This is a genomic window from Rhodococcus sp. 1163, assembly GCF_002091985.1.
Taxonomy (GTDB): domain Bacteria; phylum Actinomycetota; class Actinomycetes; order Mycobacteriales; family Mycobacteriaceae; genus Rhodococcoides.
On record NZ_MKKX01000038.1, the window covers coordinates 179,175 to 192,492 of the forward strand.

The following is a 13,318-nucleotide window of genomic DNA, read 5'->3' on the forward strand; positions in this document are numbered from 1 at the left end:
GCGGTATGTCAGTACCGCCGCCGGCTCTTCGCTCGAACCTGAGTAAGGATGGCCGCGTGTATCTGGGGGCGCTCGAGTTGGACGTGTTATTGGGCGACGTTCGTTCGCTCGCTGAGAAGCGTTCGAAGGTCGATCCTGTTCTCACGGAGTTACACCGCTTCGGGGTTTCGGCTGAGGAGACGGGTGAGCTAGGGCGTTTTCGCCGGTCGTTGTTCGGAATTGCAGCTGCCGGTTCGGATATCGACGGATTGCACGACAAGCTCGACGAATGCGAACGGCATATCGCGGAGCGGCAAGATCTGGAATTGTTGGCGGTCAGAAGAAGAATTTTCGGTCCCGAGGACTGACTCGGAACCATATGAGGAGCGTGATTGACATGGTGGATCCAGCGAGAGCTCGCAAGCTCGCCAAGCGAATTGCCGCCATCGTCGCCACGGCGATCGATCATGAGATCAAAGATCCCCGTCTGGCGTTCGTGACCGTCACCGACTGCAAGGTGACAGCGGATCTGCACGACGCAACCGTGTATTACACGGTGATGGGCGAAGACTTGGATACTGCCCCGGATCTGCAGGCTGCATCTGCGGGGTTGGAGAAGGCCAAAGGTGTACTTCGGTCGAAAGTCGGTGCAGGGACCGGTGTTCGCTTCACGCCGTCGTTGACGTTCGTGACCGATACCGTTCCGGACACTGCTCGGCACATGGAAGGTCTCCTCGAGCGCGCACGCCTCGCCGACAGCGAAGTCGCCAGAGCGGCAGCATCGGCCAAGCCTGCCGGTGAGGCAGATCCGTACAAGGCGCCGCGGGAGACGGTCGACGGTTCCGAGTCGACCGACGTGGACTGATAGAGGTGACGACGACTCCGGGGGCCCGGCCTGAGGCCGAGGGGCAGGACGAATTCGCTCATGCGATAGATCTGTTGGAGGCAGCCGAATCCGTCACCGTGCTGTGTCACATCCATCCGGATGCCGACACCATCGGTAGCGGTCTCGCGTTGGGTTTGGTTCTGGCGCGTCGCGGAGTGGACGTGCAGGTGTCGTTTGCGGCGCCTGCCGAGCTGCCGGGGTCGATGGACGCGCTACCGGGCCGCGAGCTTTTGGTTCCGGCCGGCGACGTCCGGGTCGACGTCGATCTCGTGGTCACTGTCGATGCCGGGAGCAAGGGTCGCCTCGGGGCGCTGTCCGACCGAATCGATGCTGCACATGCCACTCTCGTCATCGATCATCATCGGTCCAATACTCGGTTCGGCACCTGGAACGTGGTCGACGAGAATGCAGTGTCGACCACTGAGGTGATAGCTCGACTGTTCGACGCATGGAATGTCGACATCGATCGGGATCTGGCCGAATGCCTGTTTGCCGGACTCGTCACCGACACCGGGTCGTTTCGGTGGGTGCAGCCTGGTTCTCATACCCTTGCCGAACGCCTTCTTGCGACCGGTATCGACGGCGCTGCGCTGACGCAGAAGTTGCTCGATACGCATCCGTTCGCGTGGTTGCCGATGCTGGGATCGGTTCTCGGAGCGGCAGAGCTGGTCTCGGACGCGGCGGGCGGACGGGGGCTCGTCTACACCGCGATTCTGCGCGAAGACTCCGCGGGCCTTCGCTCGGAAGAGATCGAGAGTGTCATAGACATCGTCCGCACCGCGAGCGAAGCCGAGGTAGCGGCGGTTTTCAAACAGCAGAGTGGTGATGACTGGACGGTGTCGTTGCGCGCGAAGACACAGGTCGACGTTTCCCTTGTGGCAACGTCTCTCGGTGGGGGAGGTCATCGTAAAGCGTCGGGCTATACCGCTACTGGTTCCAAGTCCGACGTCGTCGCGTCCCTGATCGCCGCACTCGGTTGATCGATCTTGGTTGAATCTACTGCGCCAGTGGAGGCATCTCCACGCAGAATTCTCGGTTTGGCCCTCCCCGCACTCGGTGTCCTTGCCGCTGAGCCGCTGTACTTGCTTTTCGACGCGGCAGTGGTGGGCAGGCTGGGTGCACTTCCGCTCGCTGGACTGGCCGTCGGCGGTCTGGTTCTGACTCAGGTCAGCACGCAGCTGACGTTCCTGTCGTACGGCACAACTGCGCGTGCCGCTCGAATGCACGGTGCAGGACGCGAGAAGGATGCGGTCGGTGAGGGCGTCCAGGCGACGTGGCTCGCCGTTGCGCTGGGTGTGGCGATCGTTGCCGTGATGCAGTTGCTGGCAGCTCCGATTCTCTCTGTCATCGGCGGCGGCGGTGAGATCGCCGAGGAAGCTACCGCGTGGTTCCGGGTCGCTGTCATCGGTGTTCCTTTCATCCTGATTTCGCTGGCGGGCAACGGGTGGATGAGAGGTGTTCAGAACACCAGGAGGCCGCTTCGTTTCGTAGTTTTCGGGCTGTTGGTCTCGGGCGTGCTGTGCCCGATGTTGGTACACGGTCTGCTCGGGTTTCCGCGACTGGAACTTCTCGGGTCGGCGGTAGCGAATCTGGTGGGCCAGTCGATCGCAGGGTGTCTGTTCATCGCCGCGATTTCGCGTGCAGGAGTTCCGCTTCGGCCCAGGTGGTCGGTGATGCGAGTGCAGTTGATTCTCGGTCGCGATCTTGTCCTGCGTAGCCTGGCGTTCCAAGCGTGCTTCTTGTCGGCTGCGGCAGTGGCATCCCGGTTCGGAGCCGCTGCTGTCGCTGCCAATCAGGTTGTTCTGCTGCTGTGGAATCTCGTGTCGTTGACTCTCGATTCTTTGGCCATCGCGGCTCAAACACTCGTCGGTGCTGCTCTGGGCAAAGGCGACGTCCGTGGCGCCACCAAGCTGGGTTGGCGATTGACCGCGTGGTCCACCATATTTGCGATCGTCCTGGCGGCGGTGTTCGCGGCCGGTATGCCGGTGATTCCCGAGCTGTTCACCACAGACCCAGCCGTGGTGGATCAGATGCACTCGATTTGGTGGATATTCGTGGCCATCATTCCGATCGCCGGAATCGTGTTCGCCCTCGACGGAGTTCTGTTGGGTAGCGGCGACGCAGCCTTCCTGCGGACCGCCACACTGGTATGCGCCCTGCTGGGGTTTCTGCCCTTCATCTGGTTGTCGCTGGCGCTGGACTGGGGATTGACCGGAATCTGGGTCGGTCTCGGAGTTTTCGTGTCGCTGCGGGCGATCGCGGTGGTGCTGCGGACACTCTCGGGTCGGTGGGCGCTCGCGGGCGCCGACATTCAACGCGACGCCGGATGAATAGCAACTTCCTGGCTCTTGACGACGAAGTAGACCTCCATGCCCGGTGATAGATCCAATTCCGAGACCGCCGCCGCTGTGACGTCCGCGACGAGACTCTGGCGGCCGTGGGTACCCCGAACACGAACCGTTGCGCCGTGTACGTCCATTGCGGCGATCGTGACGGGGAGTACGTTGCGAGGGCTAGCATGCGGTTCGGTGAGATGCACTGCCACTGCGGACGGGCTGAAGACAGCCACTGCCTCGGCACCCGATGGCGTCTTACTGTGTCCGTGAACCGTCAGGCCCTGCGCGGTAATCGACGAACCTGAAGAATCAGCAGCGCCGAGAACCAAGTTGACCCCGGCGATCCGAGCGGCGAATTCGCTGCGAGGTGCGGTGAGAATGTCTGTGGTCGGTCCACGCTCGACGATTCGGCCGGCCTGCACGACGACAATCGTGTCGGCCAATGCGAGCGCATCGAGGAGGTCGTGAGTGACGATGAGTGCGGTGCGTCGTTGCTCTCGCAGGACGGTTCGAAGCAGTCGGCGCAGCACGGGTGCGGTGGCTATGTCCAATGCGGCCATCGGCTCGTCGAGGAGTAGTACTCGTGGCTGCGCTGCGAGTGCGCGCGCGAGAGCGATGCGTTGTGCTTGCCCACCCGAGAGTTGCGACGGCCGTCGGTCCGCAAGATCGAGTGCATCGACTGCGTCGAGCCAGGTTCGTGCAATCTCTCTTCCTTTGCGACGACCGACCCCCCGACTGCGGGGCGAAAACGCAACGTTGGCCTCGGCGTCGAGATGAGGAAACAGGAGGGCGTTCTGTGACAGCGTGGCCACGCCACGCGCATGCGCTGGAACGAATGTGCGTTCGGCGGTGTCGGTCACTACGTCGTCACCGATGGTGATCCGTCCGGAGTCGGGCCGGAGCAGACCTGCCACGAGCGAGAGCAAAGAGGACTTTCCGGCCCCGTTCGGTCCGAGAATCGCGATGACCTCGCCGTCCTCGACATCGAGGGTGAAGTCGAGGTTGCGGTCGTCGACCTCGGCGACGAGGCGAATGGAGCTCACAGCGCCCCGGCCAACCGGCGCCCACGGGCGGCGACGACGATTACTGCCGCCACCACGATCAGGAGGAGCGACAGCGCCACGGCGGCGTCGGGATCGGTTTCACGCTGCAGGTAGATCTCCAATGGCAAGGTTCGCGTGACTCCCTCGAGCGAGCCCGCGAACGTCAACGTCGCACCGAATTCGCCGAGGGCGCGGGCGAATGCAAGAACGGCACCCGACACCAGACCCGGCAGTACCAGCGGGAGCGTCACCCTTCGCAGCACCGTCGTCGGACGAGCCCCCAAGGTGGCGGCGACCGTCTCGTATCCACGTCCCGTGCTGCGCAGTGCTCCCTCGAGGCTGACGACCAGAAAGGGGAGCGAGACGAACGTCTGGGCCAGCACCACCGCCGTCGTCGAGAATGCGATGCCGATGCCCCACGCCTCCAGTTGCTCGCCGAGTAGGCCGAGTCGACCGAAGGTGTACAGCAATGCAATTCCGCCGACGACGGGTGGAAGGACGAGTGGAAGCAGCACCAACGCTCGGAGAATGGACTGACCAGGAAACTTCGATCGGGCCAACACCAGTGCCATCGGTATACCGATGACGATGCACACGGCGGTGCTCGTAGCTGCCGTCCGGAGACTGAGAAGTAATGCCGTTCGCGATGACTCCGAGGAGACGAGGGAGATGAAGTTCGGCCAATCGATCTTCAACAGAATGGCCAGCAACGGGGTGACGACGAACAGCGCACCCAACGCTGCGGGTACGAAGATCCACCTGGGTAGACCGACTCGGACCTCGTTGCCGCCGCGTATTCCTCTTCCAGAGCGAGTCGGTTTCACCTCGATAGTCGCGCTCATTGTTCTTCGAGTCCTGCTTCGACGATGACCGTTGTCGCCTTGACCACGGCCACAGCGATTCTGCCCGGCTCGAGGCCCAGGGTGCGGACCGATTCGGTGCTCATGAGCGAGACGACGGTGAACGGTCCGCATTGCATCTCGACCTCGCTCATCACGGTGTCGGACGTCACGGCGGTCACCAGCCCGACCAATCGATTGCGGGCCGAACTTCCCGAGCCCGTCGGATCCGGGGGAGGCGTTGCCTGCTCGCGGGCGAATGCTGCCAAGGCTGCACCGTCGACTACTTTTCGACCAGAGTTGTCCTTGTATGCGAGAAGTGTTCCGCTGTCGATCCATCTACGCACGGTGTCGTCGCTGACGCCGAGGAGCGCGGCCGCGTCTTTGATTCGAATCCGTGAATGCGGCATGAACAGAACTCTAGAGCAGCAGGCGCGTAAAGGATCGAGGCGAGCTATCGACGTCGACGGGTATTGACGAAGCGAGCGAGGAACGTTGCCGCAAGCAGTGCGATCGCGCACACGATTGCGGTGATCACAAAACCGGAGACGAAGTTGTCCGAGGCGATCCCCGCCAGAACGGAGGCCATGACAGTGAGGACCAGTCCTGCTGTGAGGCCGGATTTCTCGGATGCGGAAAAGTTGTTCATAGGTCGACAGTGTCTCATCCGGCACCCTGTTCGATACCGCTCGGGAATCCGAAGGGAAGATGGGGTGTTGGTGTCGACCGAATCGACAACCAGATCAGAAGACCATTCATCGGGAAGGAACACGGCCTGTGACAGCAAAGCTCTGGGCAGTGAGTGACATCCACATCGGTCACCGAGGAAATCGTCCGGTCACCGAGGATATTCACCCCGAATCACCGGAAGATTGGTTGATCGTCGCGGGAGACGTTTCGGAGAAAACCGACGACATCAAGTGGGCACTCGAGTTGCTCCGAAGTCGATTCGCCAAGGTCATCTGGGTACCCGGCAACCACGAGTTGTGGACGACGGTCAAAGATCCAGTGCAGATTCACGGTGCCGCGCGCTACGAGTACCTGGTGAATCTGTGCCGTGAGATCGACGTCGTCACGCCCGAGGATCCCTATTTGTTGTGGGAGGGCGAAGGCGGACCGGCGAGATTGGTGCCGATGTTCTTGCTGTACGACTACTCGTTTCTCCCTCGTGGGGCCGTGGACAAGGAACACGGGCTTGCGATCGCGCGAGAAAAGAATGTCGTCGCAACCGACGAGTTCTTGCTCTCGTACGAGCCCTACGCCAGCCGAGACGCATGGTGTCGAGCCCGCATCGAGAGCACCAGGATCAGACTCGACGCGCTCGATCCGTCGATCCCCACGGTGTTGATCAACCATTTTCCGTTGGTGCGACAGCCCACCGAGGTGCTTTTCTATCCGGAGTTCGCGCTGTGGTGCGGTTCCACTCTGACCGCCGACTGGCACACCCGCTACAACGCCCTGTGTGCGGTGTACGGACACCTCCACATCCCTCGCACGACGTACTACGACGGGGTGCGATTCGAGGAAGTCTCGGTTGGATATCCACGCGAATGGCAGCGTCGCGGGCTGCCCGACAACGTGCTCAGACAGATACTTCCCGTGCCGGAGTATCCCGAGGGAACTTTGAACAAGTGGGGCGGACACTTCAAGGTGACACCCGAGATGGAAGCCGAAGTCGAGAAGATGAGGTCTGAGCAGTGATCGAGTCGATCCTTCCCAATGGCGTCGTCGCCGCCGAGTTGTTCGCCGACCCGCCGGGGTTGGAGCCGCATCCGCTCGAAGCTCACCTGGTCGCCAAGGCCGTGGACAAGCGCAAGCGTGAGTTCAGCTCTGCGCGCCACTGCGCCCGCCTGGCGATGGGCAAGCTGGGTGTGGATCCAGCGCCGATCATGCGAGGAAGTTCGGGCGCACCGCAATGGCCGAGGGGAGTGGTCGGGAGCCTGACGCATTGCGACGGATATCGCGGTGCAGTCGTGGGGTATTCGATGCAGGTTCGTTCCGTCGGAATCGATGCCGAACCACACGATGCACTACCCGACGGAGTTCTCGATGCCGTCAGTCTCGAGGCCGAACGAACATGGCTACGCACCGCGTCCGGTGATACGGAGGTGCACTGGGATCGTTTGCTGTTCTGCGCCAAGGAAGCGACGTACAAGGCGTGGGAACCTTTGACCGGTCGATGGTTGGGTTTCGAGGATGCGCACATCACGTTCGAGCGCACCGGTTCCGGCGGCGACGTCTCCGGAACCTTCCACTCGCGCCTCCTCGTGTCCGGTGAAACCATCGACGGCCCGCCACTGACATCGTTCGACGGCAGATGGCTCGTCGCCGACGGTCTGATCGTCACCGCGATCGCAGTGACGTAGCGATCCACCCGGAGCAGAAGCCGCCTGGCACAATGAACTCTCGTGTCTTCACGCGGAAAGTTGTCCTCCGGTCTCGTCGGTGCCGGGTTGTTGATCGTGGACAAGGGGCCAGGGGTCACCAGCCATGACGTAGTCGCCTCCTGTCGCAAACTTCTGCACACTCGGAAGGTGGGGCACGCGGGCACGCTGGACCCGATGGCAACCGGTGTGCTCGTCCTCGGGATCGAACGCGCCACGAAGATGCTGGGGCTTCTCGCGTTGACCACCAAGGCCTACACGGCAACGATCCGACTCGGGCGCAGCACCACCACCGACGATGCCGAGGGTGAGACCATCGCGGATGCGTCGGCGCACTCGGTGAGCGATTCGGCGCTTCGAGAGCAGATCGCACTTCTATCCGGGGACATCGAGCAGATTCCGGCGAGCGTCAGTGCGATCAAGGTCGACGGGCAACGCGCCCACAAGCTGATACGTGCAGGTGAGGAGTTCACCCTGCCTGCTCGAAAGGTCAGCGTGACGAAATTCGACCTACTTGCCCGGCGAGACGTACCCGATACCGGTTTCGTCGATCTCGATGTCGACGTCGAATGCTCTTCGGGAACCTACATTCGCGCGCTCGCGCGTGACCTCGGTGCCGCTCTCGGTGTCGGCGGCCATCTGACCGTGCTGCGGCGCACGCGAGTGGGACCGTTCACGCTCGAGCATGCTCGCACGCTCGAGGAGCTCGCGGAGAACCCTGGAGTCAGCCTCGACATCGACGAGGCCGCGCGCACAGCTTTTCCGCACCGGCAACTCGACGCCGAGGAAGCGGAATCGGTCAGCCAGGGGAGATGGTTGGATCCAGTGGGGATAGATGGCGTGTATGCAGCGATCGATCCATCGGGGCACACCATCGCCCTGCTGCAAGAAAAGGGCAAGCGTGCAAGCTCGGTGCTGGTCGTTCGCCCCGCAACCTTGCGCGGTCACTAGCGGGTCGGGATCATCCAGATCGCTTCGGCTGCGCGTTGACCGAGATCGATGACGCCCTTGTCGGCACCGTGATGGTCCAATTCGATTTCCACCGTTCCTGCGTAGTCGCGTCGTTCGAGGACGGCGATCGGCAGATCGAGCGTGATGCCCACCGAGTCGAAGTAGCGCAGCATCGCCGGATCGGCATCGGAAATCCGGGCGACCAGCCCGCGTTGGCCGTCTGCGTAGTCGCTCAGGCGGGTGGCTTCAGGTGACGCGATTTCGCCGTCCACCGACGGAATCGGGTCGCCGTGTGGATCACGTTCCGGGAAGCCGAGTTTCGCGTCGATTCGCGACATCATCAGGTCCGAGACCGCATGTTCGAGTATTTCTGCCTCGTCGTGCACTTCGTCCCAGCCGTAGCCGAGTTCTTGCACGAGGTAGGTCTCGATCAGTCGGTGCCGTCGAACCATGGCAATGGCCGCGGTGCGTCCTCTGGCGGTGAGAGAGATAGCCCCGTAACGAGCGTGGTCGACCATGCCTTGATCGGCCAGCTTGCGAATCGCCTCGGACACCGTCGAAGCGGAGACGCCGATGCGTTCGGAGAGCATCTTGGTACTGACAGCGTCTTCGGTCCACTCGCCGGCGGTCCAGATCACTTTGAGATAGTCCTGCGCGACAGCCGACAGCTGCAATTCTTCCGCGAGGTTGACTGCTGCAGCCTTGTTACCTGCAGCCTTGTTACCTGCAGTAATTTTGTTACCTGCAGTGTTTTTGCCGCCGGTGTCCGGACTGACCGTTTGCTCCACCACGCGACGAGTTTAGCTTCCCGCCGGTTGGCGCGCCGCCACGTCGTCGGAGCGTCGGAAATAGCGGGTGATCAACCCCTGCGACGGGCTGAACAGATAGGCGAGGATGAACACGAAGCCCTGCGACAACACAACCGTGCCGCCCGAGGACACGTCGAGATAGAAGCTCACATAGATGCCGACTATCGCGCAGCCGACGGCGATGCTCGGGGCGAGAACGAGCATCCGCCGGAAACGATTGGTCAACAGATAGGCCGTCGCTCCTGGCGTGATCAGCATCGCGACGACGAGAATGACGCCGACTGCTTGGAGTGCGACCACCGTCGTCAACGCGAGCAATGTCAGCATCGTCGCCGAGATGACCGTGGGCGAGATACCTACCGCACGCGCTTGCGTGCGATCGAAGGCGAACAGCGTGAAGTCGCGACGCTTGAGGACCATCACCAGCAGCGCGAGACCGCCGAGGATGAACACTTGCAGCATGTCCGATTGCGATACTCCGAGGAGATTGCCGAAGAGGATGTGGTTCAGGTCGATCTGGCTCGGGAACTTCGAGATCAGCACGACTCCGAGCGCGAACAACGTCGTGAATACGACGCCGATGGCCGCGTCTTCCTTGACCAGAGTGGTGTTGCGGACGAGCCCGATAGCGCCGACGGCGACTAGCGCGAACAGCAGTGCCCCGATCGCGAAGGGGGCGCCGAGCAGATACGAGAGCGCGACGCCAGGCAGTACCGCGTGCGAGACCGCGTCGCCCATCAACGACCAGCCGATGAGGACCAACCAGCAACTGAGTACGGCACAGACGATGGACGCGGTGACCGTCACGAGCATGGCGCGTTGCATGAATGTGTACTGCAAAGGTTCGACGAAGAAGTCGACGAGGTCCATGGTCAGCTCACGTCCGAGGTGTGGGAGGTAGTGCGTGAAAGTGGATCGACACCGAAGGCCAATGCGAGGTTCTCCGGTTTCAACACCTCCTCCGGTCTTCCGTGCATCAACACTCGTTGCTGCAGCAGGACCGCCTCGTCGCACAGGTCCGGCAGCGCGTGGAGATCGTGCGTGGATACGAGTACCGAAGCGCCTGCCGCGGTGAGCTCACGCAGCAATCGGGTGATCGTGGCTTCGGTTCGCTTGTCGACCCCGGCGAAAGGCTCGTCGAGGAGCAGCAGCGAGGCTTCCTGGGCGATGGCTCTGGCAACGAAGGCCCGTTTGCGCTGGCCACCCGACAGCTGTCCGATCTGGCGGTCGGCGAGTTCGGTCAGGTCGACTCGATCGATTGCGTTCTCCACCGCCGAGCGATCGCGTCTGCGCGGGTTTCGCATCCAGTTCTGTTTCCCGTAGCGGCCCATCATGACGACGTCGCGGACGCTGATCGGGAAGGACCAGTCCACTGTCTCGCTCTGCGGTACGTAGCTGACCGTGCCGGCCTTGCGGGCGTCGGCAGGGGCTCCGCCGAAGATGGAGATGGTGCCGGTGTCCGGTCGAACTACACCCATGATGGCCTTGAACAGTGTCGACTTTCCCGACCCGTTCATCCCCACTAGGCCGCAGACGCGACCGGCCTCGAGCGTCAAGGATGCGTCGACAAGTGCGGTGATGTCTCGATATCGGACGCCGACCCCGGTGACTGTCAGTGCGGCAGGCTTCGTGTTCATCGTCGTGTCCCCAATAGCGCATCGGTGATGGTGCGGGCGTCGTAGGTCAGTAGGTCCAGATAGGTGGGAACGGGTCCGCCCTCCTCGCTCAGCGAATCGACGAAGAGGGTGCCGCCGAAGCGCGCACCGGTGTCCTCGGCGACCTGTCGCTGAGCTTTGTCGGACACCGTCGATTCGCAGAACACCGCCGGTACGTCGTTGTCTCGAACGAAGTCGATGGTGGCGACGACCTGCTTCGGGGTGCCTTCCTGTTCGGCATTGACCGGCCATAGATATGCCTCTTGGAGGTCGAAGTCGCGTGCAAGGTAGCTGAATGCGCCCTCGCACGAGACCACTGCTCGTTCGTTGGGGGGCAGTGTGTCGAGGTCGGCCCGGAGTCGGTCGCCGACCTTTCGAAGCTGAGCTTTGTAGGACTCGGCGTTGGCGCGATAGTCCGCGGCGTGCAGTGGATCGAGATCTTCGAATGCGGACGCGATGTTGTCGACATAGACCTCCGCGACCTTCGGTGACATCCACGCGTGTGGATTGGACTTCCCCGCATAGGCATCGGCACGGATGTAGACAGGTTCCACGCCGTCGCTCACCACGGCATGTGGGGCGGGGACGCGCTCGATGAACTTCTCGAACCACGCTTCGAGTCCCAGACCATTGTCGAGGATCAGTTCGGCTTGTTCGGCGGTACGGAGATCGCCGGGGGTCGGTTCGTAACCGTGAATTTCCGCGCCCACCTTGGTGATCGACTCGATGAGGAGATGCTCGCCTGCCACGTTGCGCGCCATGTCGGCGAGAACGGTGAATGTCGTGAGGACCAACGGTCGGGTGTCCTCTGTGATGGCAGAGTTCTCGTCACCGACAGTTCTAGCGCACCCTGCGAGCGCGCCGACCGACATGAACACGGCCGTGACAAGGCTCAACGCGGACATCGTCGAAAATCTTCCATGGCGAAGAAATAAGTTCGGCACACCGAAATATTGACAGAACCCCGAGACATTTGTCTACACCTGAGTCGAGCGACACACCGATCCGGAAGTGACCCCGAACTCGACGGCCCGTAGGCTTCCCCTCGTGCAGAGATGGCGAGGTCTCGACGATGTACCTGCCGACTGGGGCCGTTGTGTTCTCACGATCGGAGTTTTCGATGGCGTGCACAGGGGGCACGCGCAATTGATCAGCCGTGCGGTGAAGTCTGCGCGGGAGCGCGGCATTCCCAGTGTGCTCATGACATTCGATCCGCACCCCATGGAAGTGGTCCGGCCTGGAACGCATCCGGCGCAACTGACGACGCTTACCCGACGGGCAGAGCTGGCCGAGGAACTCGGTGTCGACGTGTTTTTCGTCATGCCGTTCACGCCCGAGCTGATGAAGCTCACCCCGGAGCGCTACGTCCACGAGATTCTGGTCGAGCGACTTCACGTCGCCGAGGTGGTCGTGGGGGACAACTTCACGTTCGGCAAGAAGGCGTTGGGCAATGTGGATCTGCTTCGTGCAGTCGGCGAGCGATTCGGTTTCGCGGTCGACGGCGTCAGCCTTCTCGCAGAGCATGCGGTCACGTTCTCGTCCACCTACATTCGCTCGTGCGTCGATGCCGGCGATGTCGCTGCGGCTGCGCTGGCACTCGGTCGTTCGCATCGGGTGGAAGGTGTCGTCGTGCACGGCGACGGCAGAGGTCGCCAGCTGGGCTACCCAACCGCGAACGTGGCACCCCCCATGCATTCGGCGATTCCCGCCGATGGCGTGTACGCAGCCTGGTTCACCGTCCTCGGTCCTGGCGAGATGATCGGGACCGTGACGCCGGGCAAACGGCAACCGGCAGCGGTGTCCGTCGGGACCAACCCCACGTTCTCGGGGCGGACGCGCACCGTGGAAGCCTTCGTTCTCGACAGCAACGCGGACCTGTACGGCCAGCATGTGGCAGTGGATTTCGTCGAAAGACTCCGAGGGATGGAGAAGTTCGATTCGGTCGACGATTTGATCGCGGAAATGGGACGAGACTCCGATCGGGCCCGGTCGATTCTGTCGCAACTGCAGTCCTGGTAGTCTTCTACGTTGGTGCATGCTGCGGTCCGTGGTGGCTGCACCCGATTCGGTATCTCGCATGCGAGATCACTCGAATTCCCTTTCACGCGGACGTCAGTGATCAGGAGTAGTACCAGTGGCATTGACCACCGAACAGAAGAAGACCGTTCTCGGCGAGTACGGCTTGCACCCGACCGATACGGGTTCACCCGAGGCTCAGGTCGCGATGCTCACCAAGCGCATCGTCGATCTCACCGAGCACCTGAAGATGCACAAGCATGACCACCACTCCCGCCGCGGCCTGTTGCTGCTGGTCGGACGTCGTCGTCGCCTGCTCAAGTACATCGCCAAGGTGGACGTCACCCGTTACCGCTCGCTGATCGAGCGTTTGGGTCTGCGTCGCTAGTTCGACGTCGACGTGCCCGCTCGAGTGCGCGG

At 62.3% G+C, this 13,318-nt stretch carries 17 protein-coding genes; 9 read left to right on the forward strand and 8 right to left on the reverse strand.

The window, feature by feature from the left end; all coding sequences use genetic code 11:
* Positions 1-56 precede the first annotated feature (56 nt).
* From BJD99_RS18515 to BJD99_RS18530, 4 genes are read left to right on the forward strand one after another with little or no spacing between them, the layout of a single operon-like run.
* On the forward strand, positions 57-347 hold the full coding sequence (locus BJD99_RS18515) for a DUF503 domain-containing protein (RefSeq protein WP_084348950.1): 291 nt from the start codon (positions 57-59) through the stop codon (positions 345-347).
* Between the two features lie 29 nt (positions 348-376).
* Positions 377-844: a 30S ribosome-binding factor RbfA gene (gene rbfA / locus BJD99_RS18520; protein WP_084348641.1), complete on the forward strand. Its 468-nt coding sequence runs from the start codon at positions 377-379 to the stop codon at positions 842-844.
* Positions 845-849: 5 nt separating this feature from the next.
* Positions 850-1,845 (forward strand): bifunctional oligoribonuclease/PAP phosphatase NrnA, encoded by a 996-nt coding sequence (locus BJD99_RS18525; protein ID WP_084348642.1) that lies wholly within the window; start codon positions 850-852, stop codon positions 1,843-1,845.
* Positions 1,846-1,872: 27 nt separating this feature from the next.
* Positions 1,873-3,195, forward strand: coding sequence for an MATE family efflux transporter (locus tag BJD99_RS18530; RefSeq protein ID WP_306294121.1), 1,323 nt, complete (start codon positions 1,873-1,875; stop codon positions 3,193-3,195).
* Here BJD99_RS18530 and BJD99_RS18535 read toward each other — a convergent pair.
* Genes BJD99_RS18535 through BJD99_RS18550 form a run of 4 tightly spaced genes read right to left on the reverse strand, consistent with a single transcriptional unit; the run spans position 3,177 to position 5,732 of the window.
* A complete protein-coding gene (locus tag BJD99_RS18535; RefSeq protein ID WP_084348644.1) occupies positions 3,177-4,244 on the reverse strand; it encodes a sulfate/molybdate ABC transporter ATP-binding protein in 1,068 nt (355 codons plus the stop codon). The genes BJD99_RS18530 and BJD99_RS18535 overlap by 19 nt on opposite strands.
* Positions 4,241-5,086 carry an ABC transporter permease gene (locus BJD99_RS18540; RefSeq protein ID WP_084348645.1) on the reverse strand — a complete coding sequence of 282 codons (846 nt, stop codon included), beginning with the start codon at positions 5,084-5,086 and terminating at the stop codon, positions 4,241-4,243. The genes BJD99_RS18535 and BJD99_RS18540 overlap by 4 nt, the downstream gene beginning before the upstream one ends.
* Positions 5,083-5,493, reverse strand: coding sequence for a molybdopterin-binding protein (locus BJD99_RS18545; RefSeq protein WP_084348646.1), 411 nt, complete (start codon positions 5,491-5,493; stop codon positions 5,083-5,085). Before BJD99_RS18545 ends, BJD99_RS18540 begins: the two co-directional genes overlap by 4 nt.
* A gap of 44 nt (positions 5,494-5,537) precedes the next feature.
* Positions 5,538-5,732 carry a hypothetical protein gene (locus BJD99_RS18550; protein WP_084348647.1) on the reverse strand — a complete coding sequence of 65 codons (195 nt, stop codon included), beginning with the start codon at positions 5,730-5,732 and terminating at the stop codon, positions 5,538-5,540.
* Positions 5,733-5,860: 128 nt separating this feature from the next.
* Between BJD99_RS18550 and BJD99_RS18555 the strand changes: the two genes are divergently transcribed.
* From BJD99_RS18555 to truB, 3 genes are read left to right on the forward strand one after another with little or no spacing between them, the layout of a single operon-like run.
* The gene (locus tag BJD99_RS18555; protein ID WP_084348648.1) at positions 5,861-6,784 is read left to right on the forward strand and encodes a metallophosphoesterase; all 924 of its coding nucleotides are present in this window, start codon (positions 5,861-5,863) and stop codon (positions 6,782-6,784) included.
* On the forward strand, positions 6,781-7,449 hold the full coding sequence (gene npt / locus BJD99_RS18560; RefSeq protein WP_084348649.1) for a 4'-phosphopantetheinyl transferase Npt: 669 nt from the start codon (positions 6,781-6,783) through the stop codon (positions 7,447-7,449). The genes BJD99_RS18555 and npt overlap by 4 nt, the downstream gene beginning before the upstream one ends.
* Before the next feature lie 42 nt (positions 7,450-7,491).
* Positions 7,492-8,418: a tRNA pseudouridine(55) synthase TruB gene (truB, locus tag BJD99_RS18565; protein ID WP_084348650.1), complete on the forward strand. Its 927-nt coding sequence runs from the start codon at positions 7,492-7,494 to the stop codon at positions 8,416-8,418.
* Here truB and BJD99_RS18570 read toward each other — a convergent pair.
* The 4 genes from BJD99_RS18570 to BJD99_RS18585 all read right to left on the reverse strand — a co-directional run bounded on the left by BJD99_RS18570 (position 8,415) and on the right by BJD99_RS18585 (position 11,787).
* The gene (locus BJD99_RS18570; protein WP_179142438.1) at positions 8,415-9,092 is read right to left on the reverse strand and encodes a metal-dependent transcriptional regulator; all 678 of its coding nucleotides are present in this window, start codon (positions 9,090-9,092) and stop codon (positions 8,415-8,417) included. The genes truB and BJD99_RS18570 overlap by 4 nt on opposite strands.
* A gap of 126 nt (positions 9,093-9,218) precedes the next feature.
* Positions 9,219-10,097 carry a metal ABC transporter permease gene (locus BJD99_RS18575; protein ID WP_084348651.1) on the reverse strand — a complete coding sequence of 293 codons (879 nt, stop codon included), beginning with the start codon at positions 10,095-10,097 and terminating at the stop codon, positions 9,219-9,221.
* A gap of 2 nt (positions 10,098-10,099) precedes the next feature.
* On the reverse strand, positions 10,100-10,864 hold the full coding sequence (locus BJD99_RS18580; RefSeq protein WP_084348652.1) for a metal ABC transporter ATP-binding protein: 765 nt from the start codon (positions 10,862-10,864) through the stop codon (positions 10,100-10,102).
* Positions 10,861-11,787, reverse strand: coding sequence for a metal ABC transporter substrate-binding protein (locus tag BJD99_RS18585; protein ID WP_084348653.1), 927 nt, complete (start codon positions 11,785-11,787; stop codon positions 10,861-10,863). The genes BJD99_RS18580 and BJD99_RS18585 overlap by 4 nt, the downstream gene beginning before the upstream one ends.
* Positions 11,788-11,929: 142 nt before the next feature.
* Between BJD99_RS18585 and BJD99_RS18590 the strand changes: the two genes are divergently transcribed.
* Positions 11,930-12,901 (forward strand): bifunctional riboflavin kinase/FAD synthetase, encoded by a 972-nt coding sequence (locus BJD99_RS18590; protein ID WP_084348654.1) that lies wholly within the window; start codon positions 11,930-11,932, stop codon positions 12,899-12,901.
* Positions 12,902-13,016: 115 nt separating this feature from the next.
* Entirely contained in the window at positions 13,017-13,286 is a 270-nt protein-coding gene (gene rpsO / locus BJD99_RS18595) for a 30S ribosomal protein S15 (RefSeq protein ID WP_084348655.1), read from the forward strand.
* The last annotated feature ends 32 nt before the right edge of the window (positions 13,287-13,318 follow it).